This is a genomic window from Paraburkholderia sp. A1RI_3L (genome assembly GCF_048957895.1).
GTDB lineage: Bacteria > Pseudomonadota > Gammaproteobacteria > Burkholderiales > Burkholderiaceae > Paraburkholderia > Paraburkholderia kururiensis.
In genome coordinates, this window is sequence record NZ_JARCHA010000008.1 from 229,458 (window position 1) to 247,241 (window position 17,784).

Annotated in this window: 18 protein-coding genes; 7 read left to right on the forward strand and 11 right to left on the reverse strand. The window is 64.1% G+C overall.

All coding sequences use genetic code 11. From position 1 onward, the window contains the following. Positions 1-39: 39 nt before the first annotated feature. Positions 40-348, reverse strand: a complete 309-nt coding sequence (locus PXJ20_RS21735) for a hypothetical protein (protein WP_017777403.1) — start codon at positions 346-348, stop codon at positions 40-42. A gap of 137 nt (positions 349-485) precedes the next feature. After that, a complete protein-coding gene (locus PXJ20_RS21740; RefSeq protein ID WP_421031132.1) occupies positions 486-1,826 on the reverse strand; it encodes a TAXI family TRAP transporter solute-binding subunit in 1,341 nt (446 codons plus the stop codon). Between the two features lie 196 nt (positions 1,827-2,022). On the opposite strand from PXJ20_RS21740, the gene PXJ20_RS21745 reads away from it, so the two are divergent. Continuing rightward, a complete protein-coding gene (locus tag PXJ20_RS21745; RefSeq protein ID WP_413214298.1) occupies positions 2,023-2,475 on the forward strand; it encodes a DUF1810 domain-containing protein in 453 nt (150 codons plus the stop codon). Between the two features lie 98 nt (positions 2,476-2,573). Here the strand turns inward: PXJ20_RS21745 and PXJ20_RS21750 are convergent, their stop codons facing one another. Continuing rightward, complete coding sequence (locus PXJ20_RS21750) at positions 2,574-3,110, reverse strand: cytochrome b (RefSeq protein ID WP_017777400.1); 537 nt, start codon at positions 3,108-3,110, stop codon at positions 2,574-2,576. Between the two features lie 90 nt (positions 3,111-3,200). Next, positions 3,201-3,536, reverse strand: coding sequence for an ArsR/SmtB family transcription factor (locus PXJ20_RS21755; RefSeq protein WP_017777399.1), 336 nt, complete (start codon positions 3,534-3,536; stop codon positions 3,201-3,203). An 83-nt stretch (positions 3,537-3,619) separates the two neighbouring features. On the opposite strand from PXJ20_RS21755, the gene PXJ20_RS21760 reads away from it, so the two are divergent. Beyond that, a complete protein-coding gene (locus PXJ20_RS21760; protein WP_421031133.1) occupies positions 3,620-4,642 on the forward strand; it encodes a cation diffusion facilitator family transporter in 1,023 nt (340 codons plus the stop codon). An 82-nt stretch (positions 4,643-4,724) separates the two neighbouring features. On the opposite strand, the gene PXJ20_RS21765 is transcribed toward PXJ20_RS21760, so the two are convergent. After that, entirely contained in the window at positions 4,725-5,780 is a 1,056-nt protein-coding gene (locus PXJ20_RS21765) for a sulfonate ABC transporter substrate-binding protein (protein ID WP_421031134.1), read from the reverse strand. Positions 5,781-6,059: 279 nt separating this feature from the next. On the opposite strand from PXJ20_RS21765, the gene PXJ20_RS21770 reads away from it, so the two are divergent. The 5 genes from PXJ20_RS21770 to PXJ20_RS21790 are packed head-to-tail and all read left to right on the forward strand — an operon-like array spanning position 6,060 to position 10,195. Beyond that, complete coding sequence (locus PXJ20_RS21770; RefSeq protein ID WP_421031135.1) at positions 6,060-6,857, forward strand: GntR family transcriptional regulator; 798 nt, start codon at positions 6,060-6,062, stop codon at positions 6,855-6,857. After that, positions 6,854-8,593 carry a fumarate reductase/succinate dehydrogenase flavoprotein subunit gene (locus PXJ20_RS21775; RefSeq protein ID WP_421031136.1) on the forward strand — a complete coding sequence of 580 codons (1,740 nt, stop codon included), beginning with the start codon at positions 6,854-6,856 and terminating at the stop codon, positions 8,591-8,593. The genes PXJ20_RS21770 and PXJ20_RS21775 overlap by 4 nt, the downstream gene beginning before the upstream one ends. Positions 8,594-8,628: 35 nt before the next feature. Then, positions 8,629-8,883 (forward strand): 4Fe-4S dicluster domain-containing protein, encoded by a 255-nt coding sequence (locus PXJ20_RS21780; RefSeq protein ID WP_277599441.1) that lies wholly within the window; start codon positions 8,629-8,631, stop codon positions 8,881-8,883. Between the two features lie 26 nt (positions 8,884-8,909). Continuing rightward, on the forward strand, positions 8,910-9,914 hold the full coding sequence (locus tag PXJ20_RS21785; RefSeq protein ID WP_421031137.1) for a HEAT repeat domain-containing protein: 1,005 nt from the start codon (positions 8,910-8,912) through the stop codon (positions 9,912-9,914). Then, entirely contained in the window at positions 9,911-10,195 is a 285-nt protein-coding gene (locus PXJ20_RS21790; RefSeq protein WP_421031138.1) for a DUF971 domain-containing protein, read from the forward strand. Before PXJ20_RS21785 ends, PXJ20_RS21790 begins: the two co-directional genes overlap by 4 nt. 16 nt (positions 10,196-10,211) lie before the next feature. Here the strand turns inward: PXJ20_RS21790 and PXJ20_RS21795 are convergent, their stop codons facing one another. The 6 genes from PXJ20_RS21795 to PXJ20_RS21820 form a co-directional block, all read right to left on the reverse strand. Next, the gene (locus PXJ20_RS21795; RefSeq protein WP_421031139.1) at positions 10,212-10,430 is read right to left on the reverse strand and encodes a hypothetical protein; all 219 of its coding nucleotides are present in this window, start codon (positions 10,428-10,430) and stop codon (positions 10,212-10,214) included. A 53-nt stretch (positions 10,431-10,483) separates the two neighbouring features. Beyond that, entirely contained in the window at positions 10,484-11,854 is a 1,371-nt protein-coding gene (locus PXJ20_RS21800) for an ATP-binding protein (protein ID WP_199541305.1), read from the reverse strand. A 20-nt stretch (positions 11,855-11,874) separates the two neighbouring features. Further along, complete coding sequence (locus tag PXJ20_RS21805; protein WP_017777389.1) at positions 11,875-12,588, reverse strand: response regulator; 714 nt, start codon at positions 12,586-12,588, stop codon at positions 11,875-11,877. 131 nt (positions 12,589-12,719) lie between these two features. Next, positions 12,720-13,010 (reverse strand): EF-hand domain-containing protein, encoded by a 291-nt coding sequence (locus tag PXJ20_RS21810; protein ID WP_421031140.1) that lies wholly within the window; start codon positions 13,008-13,010, stop codon positions 12,720-12,722. Positions 13,011-13,169: 159 nt separating this feature from the next. Further along, a complete protein-coding gene (locus PXJ20_RS21815; RefSeq protein WP_421031141.1) occupies positions 13,170-14,597 on the reverse strand; it encodes a hypothetical protein in 1,428 nt (475 codons plus the stop codon). A 422-nt stretch (positions 14,598-15,019) separates the two neighbouring features. After that, on the reverse strand, positions 15,020-17,746 hold the full coding sequence (locus tag PXJ20_RS21820) for an MGH1-like glycoside hydrolase domain-containing protein (protein ID WP_421031142.1): 2,727 nt from the start codon (positions 17,744-17,746) through the stop codon (positions 15,020-15,022). Positions 17,747-17,784 lie beyond the last annotated feature (38 nt).

Sequence of the window (17,784 nt, forward strand, 5' to 3'; positions counted from 1 at the left end):
ACGGCGGGTGTTGCCTCGAATCGCGGACGGGCCGCGCGGTCAGACGTGCGGCAGATCGTCGATGGATTTTTCTACCGTGCCGTTGGGCTCGTCGGTGTCGATGCCGTCGTGCCCGTCCGTATGCGAGACCGTCTTGATTTTCGGCCCGAGGTAGCGCGTGCCGCCCAGCGTGAAAAGCGACCACACGATGTTGCCGGCATGAATGGCGTTGACGACGTCGCCCACTTCCACGATCTGCGCTGAAGAAAGCGACGCATGCGATTTCGGATCGATCGCGGCCCAGCGCACGTGGGTCACGCGATCCGTATGGGGATTGATGCGTATGCCGTCGATAGCAAACGTAGCCATATCCACCTCCGCTTACTGGTGAGGAAATCGCTCGAACAACGCGCCAGCGCAAAAGCCGGACGCAGCATCTCTCATGATATGCGTACTTTCACGGGCGTGCGGCAGTGTTTTCGGGTTCCGTCCCTTAGTTAGGTGCACTACGCGGAATGCGGTTCGACCAGATGCGAGCGGACGAAGCTCACGTGCTCGCGCAGCACGTAGAACGCGTCCGCATAGGCAAGCGGCACGCGCACGTTGTTGAGCGACGCCTCGATGCCGTCCAGTTCATCGAGCAGCGACTTGCGCTGCGCTTCTGTTGCGTGCCGCATGGCGCGCCGCTCAATGGCAATGAGGACGCCGTAATAGCGGTAGAGCCGCGACCTCACGCGCCAGCGAAATAGCGCCGGCACGACGCGAAGCGCGGGGAAGAGCAGCACTGCAACGGGCAGCAGCAGCACGAGCATGCGGTCTGCCACCGTCGCGAGCCAGAACGGCAAACTACGGTAGAGAAAGCTCTTGCCCGATTTGTAATAGCGCGCCGCATCTTCGCTGATGGGGTATTCGTGCGCGACCAGCTTCGGAAACTGGCCCGCGCCTTGCAGCAGCCCCGCGGTGCCGTTCACTTCCTGAGCCGCTTCGATGATGAGGTCCGAAATCGCCGGATGAAGGTTGCGGCGAGCCACGATCTCCACCATGGGGCTGATCATGTGCACGGTGTTCCGCGGCACCTTGCGGCGAAGGTCGAGCACACCGGGCGGCAGGTCGAGTTCGTCGAGATAGGGAAAGAGGCGCGTATAGGCGCTCGCCTCCGCGAAATCCATCACGGAAACGCCGGGAATGGCGAGCAGCCGCAGCATGAGTCCGCGGTCTGCGGAATCGCCGCTCAGCAAGGCGGCGTCGATATTGCCGGCCACCAGTTGCTTCGCGGCGTCGAGGCCGTCGAGCGGCAGCAGCGTGGTTTCGCCGCCGGCATGAATGCCGTTCGCATCGAGCAGCTTCAGCGAGAGCATGCGCGTGCCGCTCCCCTCGCGCCCGATCGCGATGCGCTTGCCTTCGAGTTCGGAAAGCTGCGTCATGCCGCTGCCGCGATAGAAGACCACGATCGGCACGTAAAACACGCTGCCGAGCGACATGAGCGACTGTATCGGCAAGCCGTCCGACACGCCGCCCTGCACGAGCGCGAGATCCACATGCTGATGCGCATCGAGCAGACGTTTCAGGTTCTGCACCGAGCCGTCGGATTCGAGCACGCGCACCGTGATGCCGTTACGCGCGAGAATCCGTTTGTATTCGAGCGCGTTCTGCATGAACACGCTGTCGCGCGGACCGGCGCTGATGGTGATGCTGCCGGGCGGCGCCGGGTCCACGATCCAGACCAGCGCGGCGACGAGCAGGCCGAAGAACAGAACGAATGGTGCCGCGGTGAGCACCACGTCGCGCCACACGGGATACGCGTGGTCGCGCAGAAAGGTCTGACGGCGCAATCGATATGGCTTCATGGCCCCCGCCGGAAAAGCCCCGGCACGCACCGCTTTTCCCGGAGACGGCTTGCTCGGCGAATGCGGAATGGTGCCTGGGCGCTGACGCGCCGACTATCGGCGTGTGTGTAATGTAGGGACGAACCACGTGCCCTGTCAAAGCGCGCAGGCCGCGATGCCGGCGCGCAGCGCGCCGGGCGCACAGAAGGAGGACACGATGAACGACCACCCAGAACACGACGACGCCTACGATCTGCAGCGTTTCGTCGATGCCCAGGACCCCGTCTATGCCCGCGTATGCGAGGAATTGCGGGCGGGCCGCAAACGCAGCCACTGGATGTGGTTCGTATTTCCGCAGATCCAGGGCCTGGGCGACAGCGCCATGGCGCAGCGCTTCGCCATCTCGTCGCTCGCCGAGGCCGAGGCGTATCTGCGCCATCCCGTGCTCGGCCCGCGGCTGCGGCAGACCACCGGGATCGTGAACGCCGTGGAGGGTCGCGCCATCGAAGACATCTTCGGCTACCCGGATGACCTGAAATTCCGCTCGTCGATGAGCCTCTTTGCAAAGGCCACCACGGACAACACGGTGTTTCTCGACGCGCTGCGCAAGTACTTCGAAGGCGAGCCCGACGCGCGCACGCTCGCCTTGATCGCACACCAAGGCGCATAACGGCAAACGGCCCGTTCCCGGCAAAGGGAACGGGCCGTTCGGGGCCTGCCTGCAGCGGTTACCGTGGCAACCGCCGCGGCGTTACCAGGTTACCCAGGTTACCAGGTCATGCGCTGGAGCACACGGTCCTTGAGCACGAAGCGGTGGAACAGCGCGGCGCCCACGTGCATGCCGATCAACACGAGCAGCACCCATGCAAGCGCGCTGTGGACATCGCCCATGGCGTGGCCTACGCTCGAACCCGTTGCGGAAAGCGCGGGCAGCGGGATTGCGCCGAGCAGCTCAACAGCCCAGCCGCGCGACGACGCGTTGGCCCAGCCCAGCAGCGGCACGGCCACGAGCGCAGCGTAGAGCAGAAAGTGCGTGGCGCCCGACACCGTATTCAGCAACGGCGAAAGATTGGCAGGCGGCGGACGGTGCGTGAGACGCCACACGATACGAAGCACCATGGCGGCCACAAGCGCGGCGCCCACGGCAAGGTGCAAGGCGATGAGGCCGACGGGTTGCGTGTCGCGATGCACTTCGGGCATCGTCCAGCCCAGTACGAACTGGGCGCAAACCAATGCCACGATGAGCCAGTGAAGCAGACGGGCCACCGGGTCGTACCGGCCCACGTCGTGTTGGGTGTTGGTCATGAGTCACTCCCTGACAAATTGACAGGGACGCATCTTGCCCGATTTTTCTTACCAGTTGCTTAAGAAAATAATGGCCGCGACATGCAAGCCTCAGACGTCTTTCTGGCTCTCGTCGAAATCAGAGGACAGATGCTCGCAAACGTGTTCGGTCATGTCGTCGATCACGCGCTTCACGTGCTCGTCGGCGGCCTCGTAGAAGATCTGTTTGCCGCGCCGTTCCGCCCGCAGCACGCGCGCCGCGCGCAACAGCCGCAGATGATGGCTCACGAGCGGCTGCGAGAGGCCGTGCTTCGCGGCGATATCCGAGACGCACATCGGCGCGCTCAGGCACGACGCGATGATCTTCAACCGGCTCGGGTCGCCCATCAGCCGGAACATTTCCGCCAGTTCCACCACCTGGTCATCGCTCAACTCGAAGGGTTGCATCCACGCTCCTCTGCGATCACATCAATAGATGTTTATATGTGTATATAATGCCCAGACCTCCAGTTTAGCCACGCAACCCTCCCATGGCACATCCACACTCGCACGGCCACGATCATCCGCACGACCACAACCATGCGGATCATCACGACGATCACGATCACGGCCATGGCGGCCACGACCACAGCCACGCCGGTCACAACCATCTGCACGGCGTCACGGACCAGCATCGCATCGGCTGGGCGTTCATCGTCATTGCGTTGTTCATGGTGGTGGAGGTGGTGGGCGGACTGATTTCCGGCTCGCTCGCGCTGCTCGCCGACGCCGGCCACATGGTCAGCGACGCCGCCGCGCTCGGCTTCAGCTGGGTCGCCATTCACTACGGCAAGCGCCCCGCTACCGCGCAACTTTCCTACGGCTACAAACGGCTCGAAATTCTCGCTGCGTTCGTGAATGGCTGCGCGCTCTTCGTCATTGCCGCGTGGATCGTGATCGAGGCCGTGCAGCGGTTCGCCTCGCCTGTGCCCGTTGCAGGCAAGACGATGATGATCGTGGCGATTGCGGGTCTCGCGTCGAACGTGGTCGCGTTTCTCGTTCTTCACGGCGGCAACCGCGAAAACCTCAATCTGCGCGGGGCATGGCTGCATGTGCTGGGCGACATGCTGGGCTCGGTGGCGGCCATCGTGGCCGCAGGCGTGATTCTGCTGACGGGCTGGACGCCGATCGACCCCATTCTCTCGATCTTCGTCGCCGTCGTGATTCTCAAGAGCGCGTGGGGCATCGTGCGGTCGTCGGCGCATATCCTGCTGGAGGGCTCGCCCGAAGGAACGGATCTCGCCGAGATCAAATCAGACCTCGAACAAAACGTGCCGCAGGTGCGCAACGCGCATCACATCCACGCGTGGTCCATGACCGGCGAACAGCACATGGTCACGCTGCACGTGCATCCCGCGGAGGGTGCGCCGCATCGCGAAGTCGTGAGCGCCGTGCAGCGCCGGCTGGCTACGCGCTTCAACATCGATCACGTCACCGTGCAGATTGAAGAAGACGTGTGCATGGACGAACAGGCGCACGAGCACGGCGGCGCAGGCAGCAAGAACTGCCATTAACTGCCATTAGCTGCCATCAGGCTTCGGTCTTCGGCGCGAGCGGCGCATTCTCCCTCCGCTCGCGCGCGGCTTCACTGCCAACCTACGACGCCGCTTCCCAGCGCGCCTGCGCAACGTCGAGCTTCTTCGGAATCAGCCTGAGATTCGTGAACGTATCGGCGATCTGCTGCTGATACGCGATCGTGGCCGCATCCACACGCTGCACGCCATACGTCGTGCGCTTCAGCGCGAGTTCCAGCGTGCCCGTGTCGAGCCCCACCTGCGGCGAGAGCTGCGCGGCCACGGCCGGAATGTTGTCGCGTGCCCACGTGTCGATACGGCTCACCTCTTCCAGCAACGCATGCACGACTTGCGGCTGCGCACTCGCGAACTTGCGGCCCGCGAGGTAGTACTGCGTGTTGCGCACGAGCCCTTCGCCATCCACGAGCACACGCGCATTCGCCTGACGCTGCACGGCTGCAAGATAAGGATCCCAGATCACCCACGCGTCCACGCTGCCCTGCGTGAATGCCGCGCGAGCGTCCGCAGGCGGCAGATACGCGGGCACGATCTCCTGATAACCAACCTTCGCGCTTTCCAGCGCCTTCACGAGCAGGTAATGCACGTTGGAGCCGCGATTGAGCGCCACCTTCTTGCCGCGCAGATCGGCCACCGAGCGAATCGGTGAATCGTGCGGTACCACGATGGCTTCGGCCTTCGGCGCGGGCGGCTCGCTGCCGATGTAGACGAAATCCACGCCGCCCGCCTGCGCGAAGATGGGCGGCGTCTCGCCCACCGTCCCCACATCCACGGCGCCTGCGTTGAGCCCTTCGAGCAATTGCGGACCACCGGGAAACTCGGTCCACTGCACCGTGATGCCCAGCGGCGCCAGGCGCTTTTCGAGCGCACCGCTCGCCTTGAGCACGATGAAGTTGCCGTACTTCTGGTAGCCCACGCGCAACACCTTTCCGCTGCCTTGAGCGTGTGCGTCGATGCTGGCCGCGAGCGCGCCGAGGCCGCCCACGCCGCCGGTAACGCCTGCGACGCGCACGGCGGCGAGTGCCGCCGTGCCTGCCACTGCATGCTTGAGTAGCGAGCGCCGTTGCCCGTTATGCGCGCGTGATTCGATGTCGTCGTGTGATGAATGGTTCGATGTCATGGTTTGTTCGCCTGGCCTTGTGTTTCGCAGGTGTTTTGTGCTTGGTGATGTCTGGATGTCCGAGTGTCCAGACAGGAAGTGCCATCATGCGTGGCTCATAAGCGCACGGTCAACGCGGTGCTTCCAGTTTTTTCTGCTATCCATTTCGCTGTCACGCATATTCCCGTATATCGCGGACGTTCATCGCAAATGCGCAGATCGATATCGGAATTCCTTCGTTTGAGGTACACGCTGCGCTGGCTAGACTGCGAACTCGTCTTGTCATGACAAGTTCACCCAATGCCTCCGTTCACTGCCACACCGCCTCTCGCCGCTCTGCCGCCTCAACCGCGCTATGCCCAAATCAAGGACATATTGCGTGCGCGCATTCTGGACGGCACCTACGCGCCGCACGGCCGCATGCCTTCGGAATACGAACTGTGCGCGTCGTTCGGCGTGAGCCGCATCACGGTGCGGCAAGCGCTCGGCGATCTGCAGAAGGAAGGGTTGCTCTTCAGGCAGCACGGCAAGGGCACGTTCGTTTCTCGGCCCAAGGCGTTTCAGAACGTGACGTCGCTACAAGGCTTCGCCGAAGCGATGTCTTCGGTGGGTCACGAGGTGGTCAACCAGGTTCAGGGTGTGCGTGCATTGACGGCAAACGGCACGGTCGCCGCGCGGCTCGCACTTGCCGAAGGCACGACCGTGATCGAGGTCAGGCGCGTGCGGCTGCTCGACCGCGAGCCGGTGTCCTACGAAATCACCTGGGTACCCGAATCAATCGGCAAGCGGCTCGCAAGGGCCGATCTCGCGACGCGCGACATCTTCCTCGTCATCGAGAACGATTGCGGCGTGCCGCTGGGCCACGCCGACGTCGCAGTCGACGCCACGCTCGCCAGCGCCGAAGTGGCGAGCGCGTTGAATGTCGGGGAAGGAAGCGCCGTGTTGCGCATCGAGCGCCTCACGCACGACGCCAACGGCGTGCCCATCGACTACGAATATCTCTACTTCCGCGGCGACGCCTTCCAGTACCGGCTGCGGATAGACCGCGAACGCGCCGGTACCGAAAGCGCCCGCTCATTCACAAGGCAAGCGTCATGAACACCCACGTGCTCGAATACGACATCGTCGTGATTGGCGGCGGCACCGCCGGCCCTATGGCCGCCATAAAGGCGAAGGAACGCGACCCGACGCTCAACGTGCTGCTGCTCGAAAAGGCCAACGTGAAGCGCAGCGGCGCGATCTCCATGGGCATGGACGGCCTCAACAACGCCGTGATTCCAGGCCATGCCACGCCGGAGCAGTACACGCGCGAGATCACCATTGCGAACGAGGGCATCGTCGACCAGTCCACGGTGTATGCCTACGCGAAGCACAGCTTCGCCACGATCGAACAGCTCGACCGCTGGGGCGTGCGTTTCGAAAAAGACGCTACGGGCGACTACGCCGTGAAGAAAGTGCATCACATGGGCTCATACGTGTTGCCCATGCCCGAAGGCCACGACATCAAGAAGGTGCTGTACCGGCAGTTGAAGCGCGCCCGCGTCGCGATCACCAACCGCATCGTCGCCACGCGGCTGCTCACCGATTCGCATGGCAACGTATGTGGCGTACTCGGTTTCGACTGCCGCACCGCGGACTTCTACGTGGTCCGCGCAAAGGCCGTGATTCTCTGTTGCGGCGCCGCTGGGCGCCTCGGCCTGCCCGCGTCGGGCTATCTGATGGGCACCTACGAGAACCCCACCAACGCCGGCGACGGTTACGCGATGGCATGGCACGCGGGCGCCGCACTCTCGAATCTGGAGTGCTTCCAGATCAATCCGCTCATCAAGGATTACAACGGACCGGCCTGCGCTTACGTCACCGGTCCGCTGGGCGGTTTCACCGCGAATAGCAAGGGCGAACGCTTCATCGAATGCGACTACTGGAGCGGCCAGATGATGTGGGAGTTCTACCAGGAGCTGCAAAGCGGCAACGGCCCCGTGTTCCTGAAGCTCGATCACCTTGCGGAAGAAACGATCCAGACCATCGAGCAGATTCTGCACACCAACGAACGCCCTAGCCGCGGTCGCTTCCACGCTGGACGCGGTACCGACTACCGGCAACAGATGGTGGAAATGCACATCTCCGAAATCGGCTTCTGCAGCGGCCACAGCGCGTCGGGCGTGCGTGTGAACGAACACGCGCAGACCTCGGTGCCGGGGCTTTATGCGGCCGGCGACATGGCCGCGGTCCCGCACAACTACATGCTCGGCGCGTTCACCTACGGATGGTTCGCCGGCCAGCATGCGGCGGACTACGTGGCGGGCCGCTCGCACGCCCCGCTCGACGAGGCACAAATCGCGGCGGAACGCGCGCGCATCTATGCGCCGCTCGAACGCGAAAGCGGACTCGCGCCCGCGCAGGTCGAATACAAACTGCGTCGCATGGTGAACGACTATCTTCAGCCGCCGAAGGTGACGCGCAAGATGGAGATCGGCCTCGCGCGCTTTGCGGCCATCGTCGACGACATAGACGCCATCAAGGCGCAGAACGCGCACGAACTCATGCGCGCGGCGGAAGTGCGCGCCATTCGCGATTGTGCGGAAATGGCCGCACGGGCCTCGCTTTTTCGCACGGAAAGCCGCTGGGGCCTGTATCACCATCGCGTCGATTTTCCGCAGCGCGACGACCACGACTGGTTCTGCCACACGGAGTTGTACAAGAACGAGCGCGGCGAGATGGCTTGCAGAAAGCGTCCCGTGGAGCCGTATGTCGTGCCGTTGGCCGACAGCGAACGCGACGCTTATACGAAGCTGCGCATCGAAACGAAGCCTGCGGAAACGCAGTTCGCCTGAATACTCCCTTCACGTATTACGTTATGGAGCACGTCATGACGCTTGCACCGCACACCCCACGCGACATTCTTCATCGCAGTTCGGCGCCGGTCACGATTGACGAAGACAAGTGCATTGCCGACAAGGGCTGCACCGTGTGCGTCGATGTCTGCCCGCTCGATCTGCTCGCCATCGACCTCAGCAAAGGCAAGGCCTACATGCAGTTCGACGAATGCTGGTACTGCATGCCCTGCGAGCAGGACTGTCCGACCGGCGCAGTGAAGGTGGACATTCCTTATCTGTTGCGTTGATGCGCCTGAATGGAGACCTGCTTCTCATGACCGTTCAACCGTTCGCCACGCGCGAAGACATGGTCGCCAGCGCTGCTTCGACTGAAACGTCGACGCTGCTCGCGAAGCTTTCCGCCACGGATGCCGCCGTGCGTCGCGTCGCGCTCATCGAACTCGCGGACCTTGAAGACCCCGACCTCGTCGCGCCGGTTCGCAACGCTTTGCGCCATGACGCCGACGCGGCCGTGCGCGCTGAGGCCGCCCGCATCCTCGCTGCCTGGGAAGACGAAACAACGGTGGATGCACTGTGCAGCGCACTGCTCGATACGTCGGACGAAGTGCGCGAAACGGCGGCGCAAAGCCTTGCCGCGTTGAAGCAGGCAGCGTCGGCAACGACACTGTGTCGCTGGGCTGCGCGTCCTGAGCCTCACGTGCTGGCTGCGGTGCTACGCGCGTTGCGGGAATTGCGGGCGGCGGAATCGTTCACGCCCGCCCTCGACGCACTCGGTCATGCCGACGCGAACGTTCGCCTGGAAGCCGTCGGTGTGCTCGGCTGGCTGCGCGACGCACGCGCCCTCGCGCCGCTCGCAAGGCTCATCACGCACGACGATCACGCCGACGTACGCCGGGCCGCTGCCGGCGCCCTGGGCTTCGCCGCAGCAGACGACTTCGTCGCCACCCACGCCCTGCTCGCCGCACTACTCGATGAGGCCTGGCAGGTGCGCGAAGAAGCGGCCACGACGCTCGGCAAGCTGCGTCCCGCGATCGCGCGCGAACCTCTGATTGCCGCGCTCGACGACCCGTTCTGGCAGGTCCGTGTTCGTGCCGTACGCGCGCTAGGACGCCTTGGTGATATCGACGCGGCGCCCAACGTCGCGAGTCTGCTCACCCATGCCATCAGCAATCTGCGCAAGGAGGCCGCGCTCGCACTCGGCGAACTCTGCGACCCACGCACCGTACCTGCGTTGCAGGCCGCACGCGACGATCGCGACCCCGACGTGCGCAAGGCCGTGAGGATCGCGTTAATCCAGTTGGAAAGCGCGGCGCGATGAATCCGCCCGAAGAGGTCACGCTGAACAGCGCAGCAGGCATCCTGACCCTGCGCTGGAGCGCTACGCGAACACTCTCCCTTCGCTGTGCGGTGTTACGCGCCGCTTGCCCGTGCGCAGCGTGCCGCCAGGTGCGACTCAGCGGCCGGACAGTGGACGTGCCGCAAGACGTGACACTGCTCGACGTGCAACCTGTGGGCCGCTACGGTCTTCAACTCGCCTTCGCCGACGGCCACCGCAGGGGCATCTATCCGTGGTCCTATCTCGAAGGGCTCGACGCCTGAACACAACGCCAGCGCCTCATTCGGCGTGTTCGTCGCACCATTGAATGGCCCACTTTTGTGCCGCCGCCACTGCGTCGGTGTCGAAGTGATAGTCGCCCAGGTCGCCCGAATACTTCACTTCGACGGGCGCGTTGCCCTGCCCTGTGCGTCGGAAAATCTTCGCGCGCGCGTAGAAGTGGCCACCTTCGTCGAGCGGCGATGCGTCGATATGAAACTGCTTGTAGTCGAATTTCATCACAGCCTCCTGGCATCTTCGCGATGCGCGAAACGCTGCACGCGCGTCGGTAGTTAACGCGTCTGTACCCGAAGCGGCATTCTCACCAGCGCCTCCAGTCCGCCGCCATCGCGCGGCCGGAACTGCAACGAACCGCCATGCAGGCGTGCAATCCGTTCCACGATTGCAAGGCCCAGGCCCGTGCCGCCCGACAGCGTGCGTGCATTGCTGCCACGGCTGAACGGTGCCTTCAACTGTTCGAGTTCGTCCGCAGCGAGGCCCTTGCCCCGATCGCCCACGGCCACACAGGCCATACCGGCCTCCGTCCATGTTCGTACAGCAAGGCCGGTACGTCCATACGCCACTGCGTTCTGCATGAGGTTCATCAGCATTCGCATCGTGCCGACAGGGCGAAACGCGAACACAGGCACCTCGCCCAGCGAAAGTTCGAAGTCATGGCCGAGGCCCGCGAAATCCGCGGCCAGTTGACTGACGAGCGCGTTGAGGTCGCCCGGCTGTGCGATCTCTCGCTCGCCGCTGCCGGCATAGTCCATGAACTGCTGGAGGATGGTGTCGATCTGGTCGAGGTAGCGCTGCGCGGCGGCGGAGAGCGAATCGTCGGCCACTTCGCGGCTTCCGTCGGCAGATGGGCTCATTGCCAGCGCAAGACGCAGCTTCGTGAGCGGCGTACGAATGTCGTGCGACACACCGGCCAGCATCAGCGCGCGCGTTGCTTCTGCCTGGCGTAGCGCCTCCATCATCTGGTTGAACGCCCCGCTCACCTGGGCGATTTCGGTGGGGCCATCCGTCGGCAACGGCGCGGGCGACTCGCCCGCGCTCAACTGCTGTGCCGCCTGCGCGAGTTCGCGCAAGGGCCGGTTGATATGCCGCTGGATCGCATAGCCCGTCAGCGCCGCAGCCAGCGCCAGCACGATGGAGAGCGCGAGCGCCGTGGTCACGCCGCTCACTTCCGCCTCTTCGTTCAGGGGCAACGTGATCCAGTACGGCGCGCCGGCCACGTGTACGCGAATCCACAGCTTCTGTGTGCTGCCGATCTGCCAGATGACGGGCATATCGGCGGGCAGGTGACGCCTCAGTGCATCGAGGAACACCTTGCGCTGCATCATGCGGTAGAAGTGGACGGGATCGCGACGCGGCTCGTCGTCGATCGTGGACGGCAGCGCTTCCACAGCGCCCAGCCGCGCGGCCGCTGCACGGCCTTCGTCGGCCCGCAACGGCGCGAGCGTGCGGTCGATACGCTGCACGTAGTCGGCAAACGCGATCGCCGCGCGTTCCACACGCGGACGCTGCACGTAATGCAGCAGCACCGTGAGCGAGCAAATCTGGGTGAATGCCACGAGTGCGACCAGCAACACGATGTTGCGCGCAAGGAGCGAACGCGGCGACAGCGAGCGCGGCACGTTGCGCGCCGGTGTCTGATCCATCGCGGACGGCACGTGGCTCGTCATGATTCGATGTCGGCCACCAGCATGTAGCCGACGCCCCACACCGTTCGAATGAAACGCGGCTTCGACGGATCGCTCTCCACGATCTGGCGCAGCCGCAGAATCTGGACGTCGATGCTGCGGTCCAGCGCCTCGTGATCGCGGCCGCGCGCGCGGGCCAGCAGATTCTCGCGGCTCACGGGCCGGTTCGGCGAGGCGCCCAGCGCCTGCAACAACAGCATCTGCGCCGAATGCACGTCCACCGGTTCCCCTCCTCGCGTGAGCGTCTGCCGGCCGACGTCGAAGCGAAACTCGCCGAAGCGCAGCGCCTGCGCGGCTACGACGGGGTCGCCGGCCGCCATCTTCCGCCCGCGCAGCAACGCGCGAATGCGAGCCACGAGTTCGCCGGGCAGGAAGGGTTTCGCAAGGTAATCGTCGGCGCCTGTCTCGAGGCCGACCACTCTGTCCACCGGGTCGCCCTTCGCCGTGAGCATGAGGATGGGCAGCGTGTACCCTTCGGCGCGCAAGCGGCGGCATACCGAGAGGCCGTCTTCCGGCTCCATCATGAGATCGAGCACGAGCAGGTCGAACGGCTCGCGCTGCAGATAACGGTCCAGGCGCCGGCTGTCCGCCACCACCCGCACGTGAAAGCCGTGCTGTGCGAGGAAGCGTTGCAGCATGTTGCGCAACTCCGCCTCGTCGTCGAGCACGATGATCTTCTCCGCCCGCTCCATGCCGCGTCTCCGGGTCTGTGCCTCGTCGCGATTGTGCATCAACTTCGACACGATGCGGGTCTGTTCCGCGTGTTCCCGGGTTTGCGCTCCAGTAGCGCAGCGAGCCGAATACGCTTGAGGGGTGGCGCCGCTCAACGTGAAGCCATACGTTGCTTCATGAAGTCTTCGATCTGCGCCAGCGTCACGAAGCCCATTTTTTGCGTATCGATCTCGTCGAAATGCTGCGCGACCCTGGGCATGCCGGCCGCTGCCTGCTCGCGCGTGAGCTTGCCGTCGTGGGTGGTGTTCGCATTGGCAAAGCGGGTCTGGAGTTGCTGGAGCATGCGCCCCATACGCATGCCACCTGCGGGCGGCGTGGCGGTCTGTGCCATCGCGGCCGTGGAAAGGATGCAAATGGCGAGCGTGACGAGTACGCGTTTCATGAATTCCTCCGTGTCGTTCAGCCCTCCGGCACGGCGCCGGCAACGTGCGGCATCTCGTGCAGTGGGCAGTGGCAGGCGAATCTTAGAGGCGTACGCGGACGAAGGCGACTACAGAATCATGTCGCGGTATGTCACTGCTGCCGGGTGCGTCGGCATCGCTCAGACCGGATGGGCGCTCGCGAAATTCTTGTACGCGGCGTAGCCCTGCTTCTTCGTCACACCGTCCGCATTGACCAGACCGAAGGTGCCCTCGGCCGCCACGTCGAACAGCTCATAGAAACAGATACCGGCGATGTTGTAGGCGGAGCGGTCCGTGAAGTACTGGTTGAAAACCTGCGTAATGTAGGCCGCGCCCTGATCGGTGTCGCCGGTGTTGAAGCCCACTTCGGTGATCCACACCGGCACGCCGTACTGCTGCAGGTTCTGCAGGATGTTGAGCGGCGTCGCAGTACCGTCGTAAGCGGTGATGATATTGCCGCTCGTCTCGTACCAGTGCCAGCCCGTGTAGTCCCACGTGAGCCGCGGGTGGCCGCTCGTGCCGTCGGGCTGGGTGCCGTTCCACAGCATGTTGTTGAAGCCGATGAGCGTCGTGACGCCGCCGCCGCGGATGATCTTCGCGCCCGGCTGTACGGACTTGATACCGTCCGCTGCGCCGCGCAGCAGGCCGCGCACGAGCTGAAAACGTGTGTTGTCGAACGAGGACGGCGTTTCGCCCACGCCGATACAGCAGTAGTCGTCAATCTCGTTGCCGATCTCGTAGATCGAGCAATACGCCTGCAATGCGGTGGCGGTATTCACGCCGCACTGGAACGCCCAATCGTAGTTGTCCTGTTCGGTCGTGGTGAACATGGCTTGATGGAACGCGAGGCACGGCAGAATCGTCACGCTCGTGCCGGCAGCGGCCTGCGCGTAGCGCGCAAGCGTTTGCGCGTCACTCGTAGCGCCGTAGCAATCGAGCCGGTAAACCGTGGCGCCCAGGTCGGCGAGCATCGCGATCTGTTGCGCCGGTGTCTGCGTGGCATACGCGCCCGTGGTCTGCAGCGGATGCCCGTTGAGCCCGTAGAAAATGGGCGCGCTGCGCGGATCCGACGCAATGCTCCAGACGCCGTTCAGGTTCTTGTACCAGACGCCGGCAACGTTGCGTGCGTACACCGTGTGGTTCCAGTACAGCAGCATGTTCGGCGTAATGGGGCACAGCGTGTTGGTGTGCCCGCAGATCACGCGGCCGTTCGAGATCGTCCAGTTCATGCCGGACGCGTCGATGAGCTGCGTGGCAGGGGGCAATGTGGTGCCCGACGTGGATTCCGCGAGTTTCGTGGCGACATTGTTCGAGGCCGTGGACGTGCTCGCCGTGGCGGTCGTCGCGCTGGTTGCCGTCGTGCCCGCGTTCGTCGTCGTGTTCGGTCCGCTCGTATTCGAGGTGGTGGCCGTCGTGGTGCTGCCTCCACCGCCCCCGCCTCCGCACGCGGCGAGCGTCAGGCTCCCCGCCCCGGCCAGCAACCCCGCGAGAAATTTCCGGCGCGACACGGGCGCGTCAATAGCAAGCCCGCGTGCGTCGCGCGGCGCCAAAACATTTCTGGACGACATGATACGGATACCTGAATACGTGTAATGAACCGGCTAGAAAGCCGCAAGCTTCAGAAAGGAAGAGTTCGGGAGGTGAGGACGCGAGAGCCGCGTGCCGCCCCAATGGGGACCGTTGGGGCCGACGGTTGCTGGAGGGAGAAATCCGGAGCGAACATTCCGACGCCGGCCTGTATAACGGCGGCGATGGGTGTGACTTTAGGAGGATTTGCCGTTTTTTTTCGAGGAGCGTGCGGGCGCCGGTAAGACGTACCTGGCGCCTGCGGCGGCGGGGCGTTCAGCGCAGGTCGAGCGGCACGAAACGACGCGTGTTTTCGTGACGGATCAGTAAAGCGGCCCGGTTTTTCGCATCGGACGGCAGCGAACCAGGCGATGCCGGTATTAGCACGAGCGCTTCAGAGTGACAGAACAACCTCGTCGGCGCGCTATCGCGCCGACGTGATGGTTTCTTCGCGCGCCTGTCCATCCACCGCAGGCAATACGCCGGAGACCTGCACGCGATGCGGCTGCAACAGCAGCGCGACGAGCCCCGTCCATCCCGTCTGATGCGATGCGCCTACGCCGCGCCCGTTGTCGCCGTGAAAGTACTCGTGAAAAAGCACGAGGTCATGCGAGCGCGGATCGTCCTGCAATTGCGGATAAGCGGCCATGACGGGACGCCGCCCCTCCTTGTCGCGCAGAAAGAGTGTCGTCACGCGGCGCGTCAGTTCGTCGGCAATCTCGCGCAGCGAGAGCAGCGTGTCCGATCCCGTGGGGCACGCCACGCGGAAGTCGTCGCCGTAGTAGCGGTAGAACTCGTACAGCGACTCGATCAGCAGATAGTTGACGGGCATCCAGATGGGCCCGCGCCAGTTCGAGTTGCCGCCGAACACGCGCGTATCGGATTCGCCAGGCAGGTAGCGCACGCCAAAGCGCGCGCCGTCGTGTTCGAACACGTAGGGCGCTTCGCAATGCGCGCGCGACAGTGCACGCACGCCGTGGCGCGAGAGAAATTCCGTTTCATCGAGCGTGCGCCGCAACAGCGCTTTCATGCGATGCCCGCGCAACAGCGAAAGCAGCGTGGTGTTGCCCTTGCCGGGTTCGGTCCAGCGCGACACGAGGCGCGCGAGATTCGGCCGATGATCGAGAAACCAGTCGAGCCGTTCGCGCAGCCCCGGCAGCTTGCCGTGCACGCGTTCCTCGAGCACGTGCACGGCAAAAAACGGAATCAGCCCGACGATGGAACGCACGCGCATCGGCATACGCCCGCCGTCGGGAAAGTGCAGCACGTCGTAGAAGAATTCGTCTTCGTCATCCCACAGGCCGGTGCTGCACCCTTCGCTGCAGCAGATGGCTTCGGCGATGTACAGGAAGTGCTCGAAGAACTTCACCGAAATGTCCACGTAGGCCTTGTTCGTGACGGCGAGTTCGAGACCGATGCGCATGAGGTCCAGCGCATACGAGGCCATCCACGCCGTGCCGTCCGCCTGATCGATACGGTCACCCGCAGGCAGCCGCGAGGAGCGGTCGAATATGCCGACGTTGTCGAGGCCCAGAAAACCGCCCTGAAAAATGTTGCGGCCTTCGGCGTCCTTGCGGTTCACCCACCAGGAGAAATTAAGCAGCAGCTTGTGGAAGATGAGTTCGAGAAACTCGCGGTCGCCCTCGCCTGTGACTTCGCGGTCCAGCTCGTACACGCGCCACGCGGCCCACGCGTGTACCGGCGGATTGGCGTCGCCGAACGCCCATTCGTATGCGGGCAGTTGCCCGTTGGGATGCTGGTAGCGCTCTTTCACGAGCAGCAGCAATTGCTTCTTTGCGAAGTCCGGATCGACGAGCGCGAGCGCCGCCGCATGAAACGCGAGATCCCACGACGCGTACCACGGGTACTCCCACTTGTCCGGCATCGATACGATGTCGCCATTGCACATGTGACGCCAGTCCGCGTTGCGGCCGTGGCGGCGGGCGCGCGGCGGCTTCGGCTGGCCTGGGTCGCCATCGTGCCAGCGCGTCACGTCGAACTGGTAGTACTGCTTGGACCACAGCATGCCCGCCAGCGCCTGACGCTGCACGAGCCGCGCGTCGGGGTCTTCGACGTCGTGCTGAAGCGCCGCGTAGAACTCGTCGGCCTCGGCAAGCCGCTGCGCGAAAAGCGCGTCCAGATCGAGTGGATCCGTGCTGGCCGCCGCCTCCGGATGCCAGCGCAAATACAGCACCGCACGCCCATGCGGTTCGAGATGCAGGCACACGTGGGCCGCCGCGCGCGTGCCGCGATCGCGGCGAATGGCGTGCTCGTCGCCATGCACGATGTAGTCGTTGATGCCGTCCTTGAAAGGGCCTTCGCCTTCCATGCCGAAATGACGGCGCACGTTCGTCTCGTTCTCGCAGAAGATCCACTCGATGGGCTGCGGTGCCGTCGCCGTCACAACGAGCGGTTCGAGCGACGGGTATTGCGCAAGCACACCTGCGCCGCCGTCTTCGTAGCGGCTCAGCGTAAGCGCGGCCTTGCTGTGCTTCGTCGACCATGCCCAGCGGTTGCGCGCCCAGAAATGCGGCAGCACGTGCAGCGAGGCCGAGATGTCCGCGCGGTTCTCCACTGTTACGCGCATCGCCATGTCGTCGGGCGTGTGCTTCGCGTATTCGACGTAGACGTCGAAGTAACGGTCGTCGTCGAACACGCCTGTATCCAGAATCTCGTACTCGGGCTGGTCTGCGCCGCGCCTGCGGTTTTCATCCACGAGGTCCTGGTACGGATACGCCGCATGCGGGTACTTGTAGAGCATGCGCATGTATGAATGCGTGGGCGTGCCGTCCAGGTAGAAGTACAGCTCCTTCACGTCCTCGCCGTGATTGCCCTCTTCGTTGTTGAGACCGAACAGGCGTTCCTTGATGATGGGATCGCGCCCGTTCCAGAGCGCGAGCGAGACGCACCAGTTCAGCGGGTCGTTGCCGAATCCCGCAAGGCCGTCTTCGCCCCAGCGGTACATGCGGCTGCGCGCATGATCGTGCGGAAAGTAGTCCCACGCGGTGCCGTTCTCGCTGTAGTCCTCGCGCACCGTGCCCCATTGCCGCTCGCTCAGGTACGGCCCCCAACGGCGCCAGCCATCGAGTTCGGGGCCGTGCAGACGCAACCCTTCGGCTGTTTTCAACAGATTGGCACGTAACGCTGACATAGCCCCTCCGATGCGAGCCCATGCGCCGCTGCGCATGC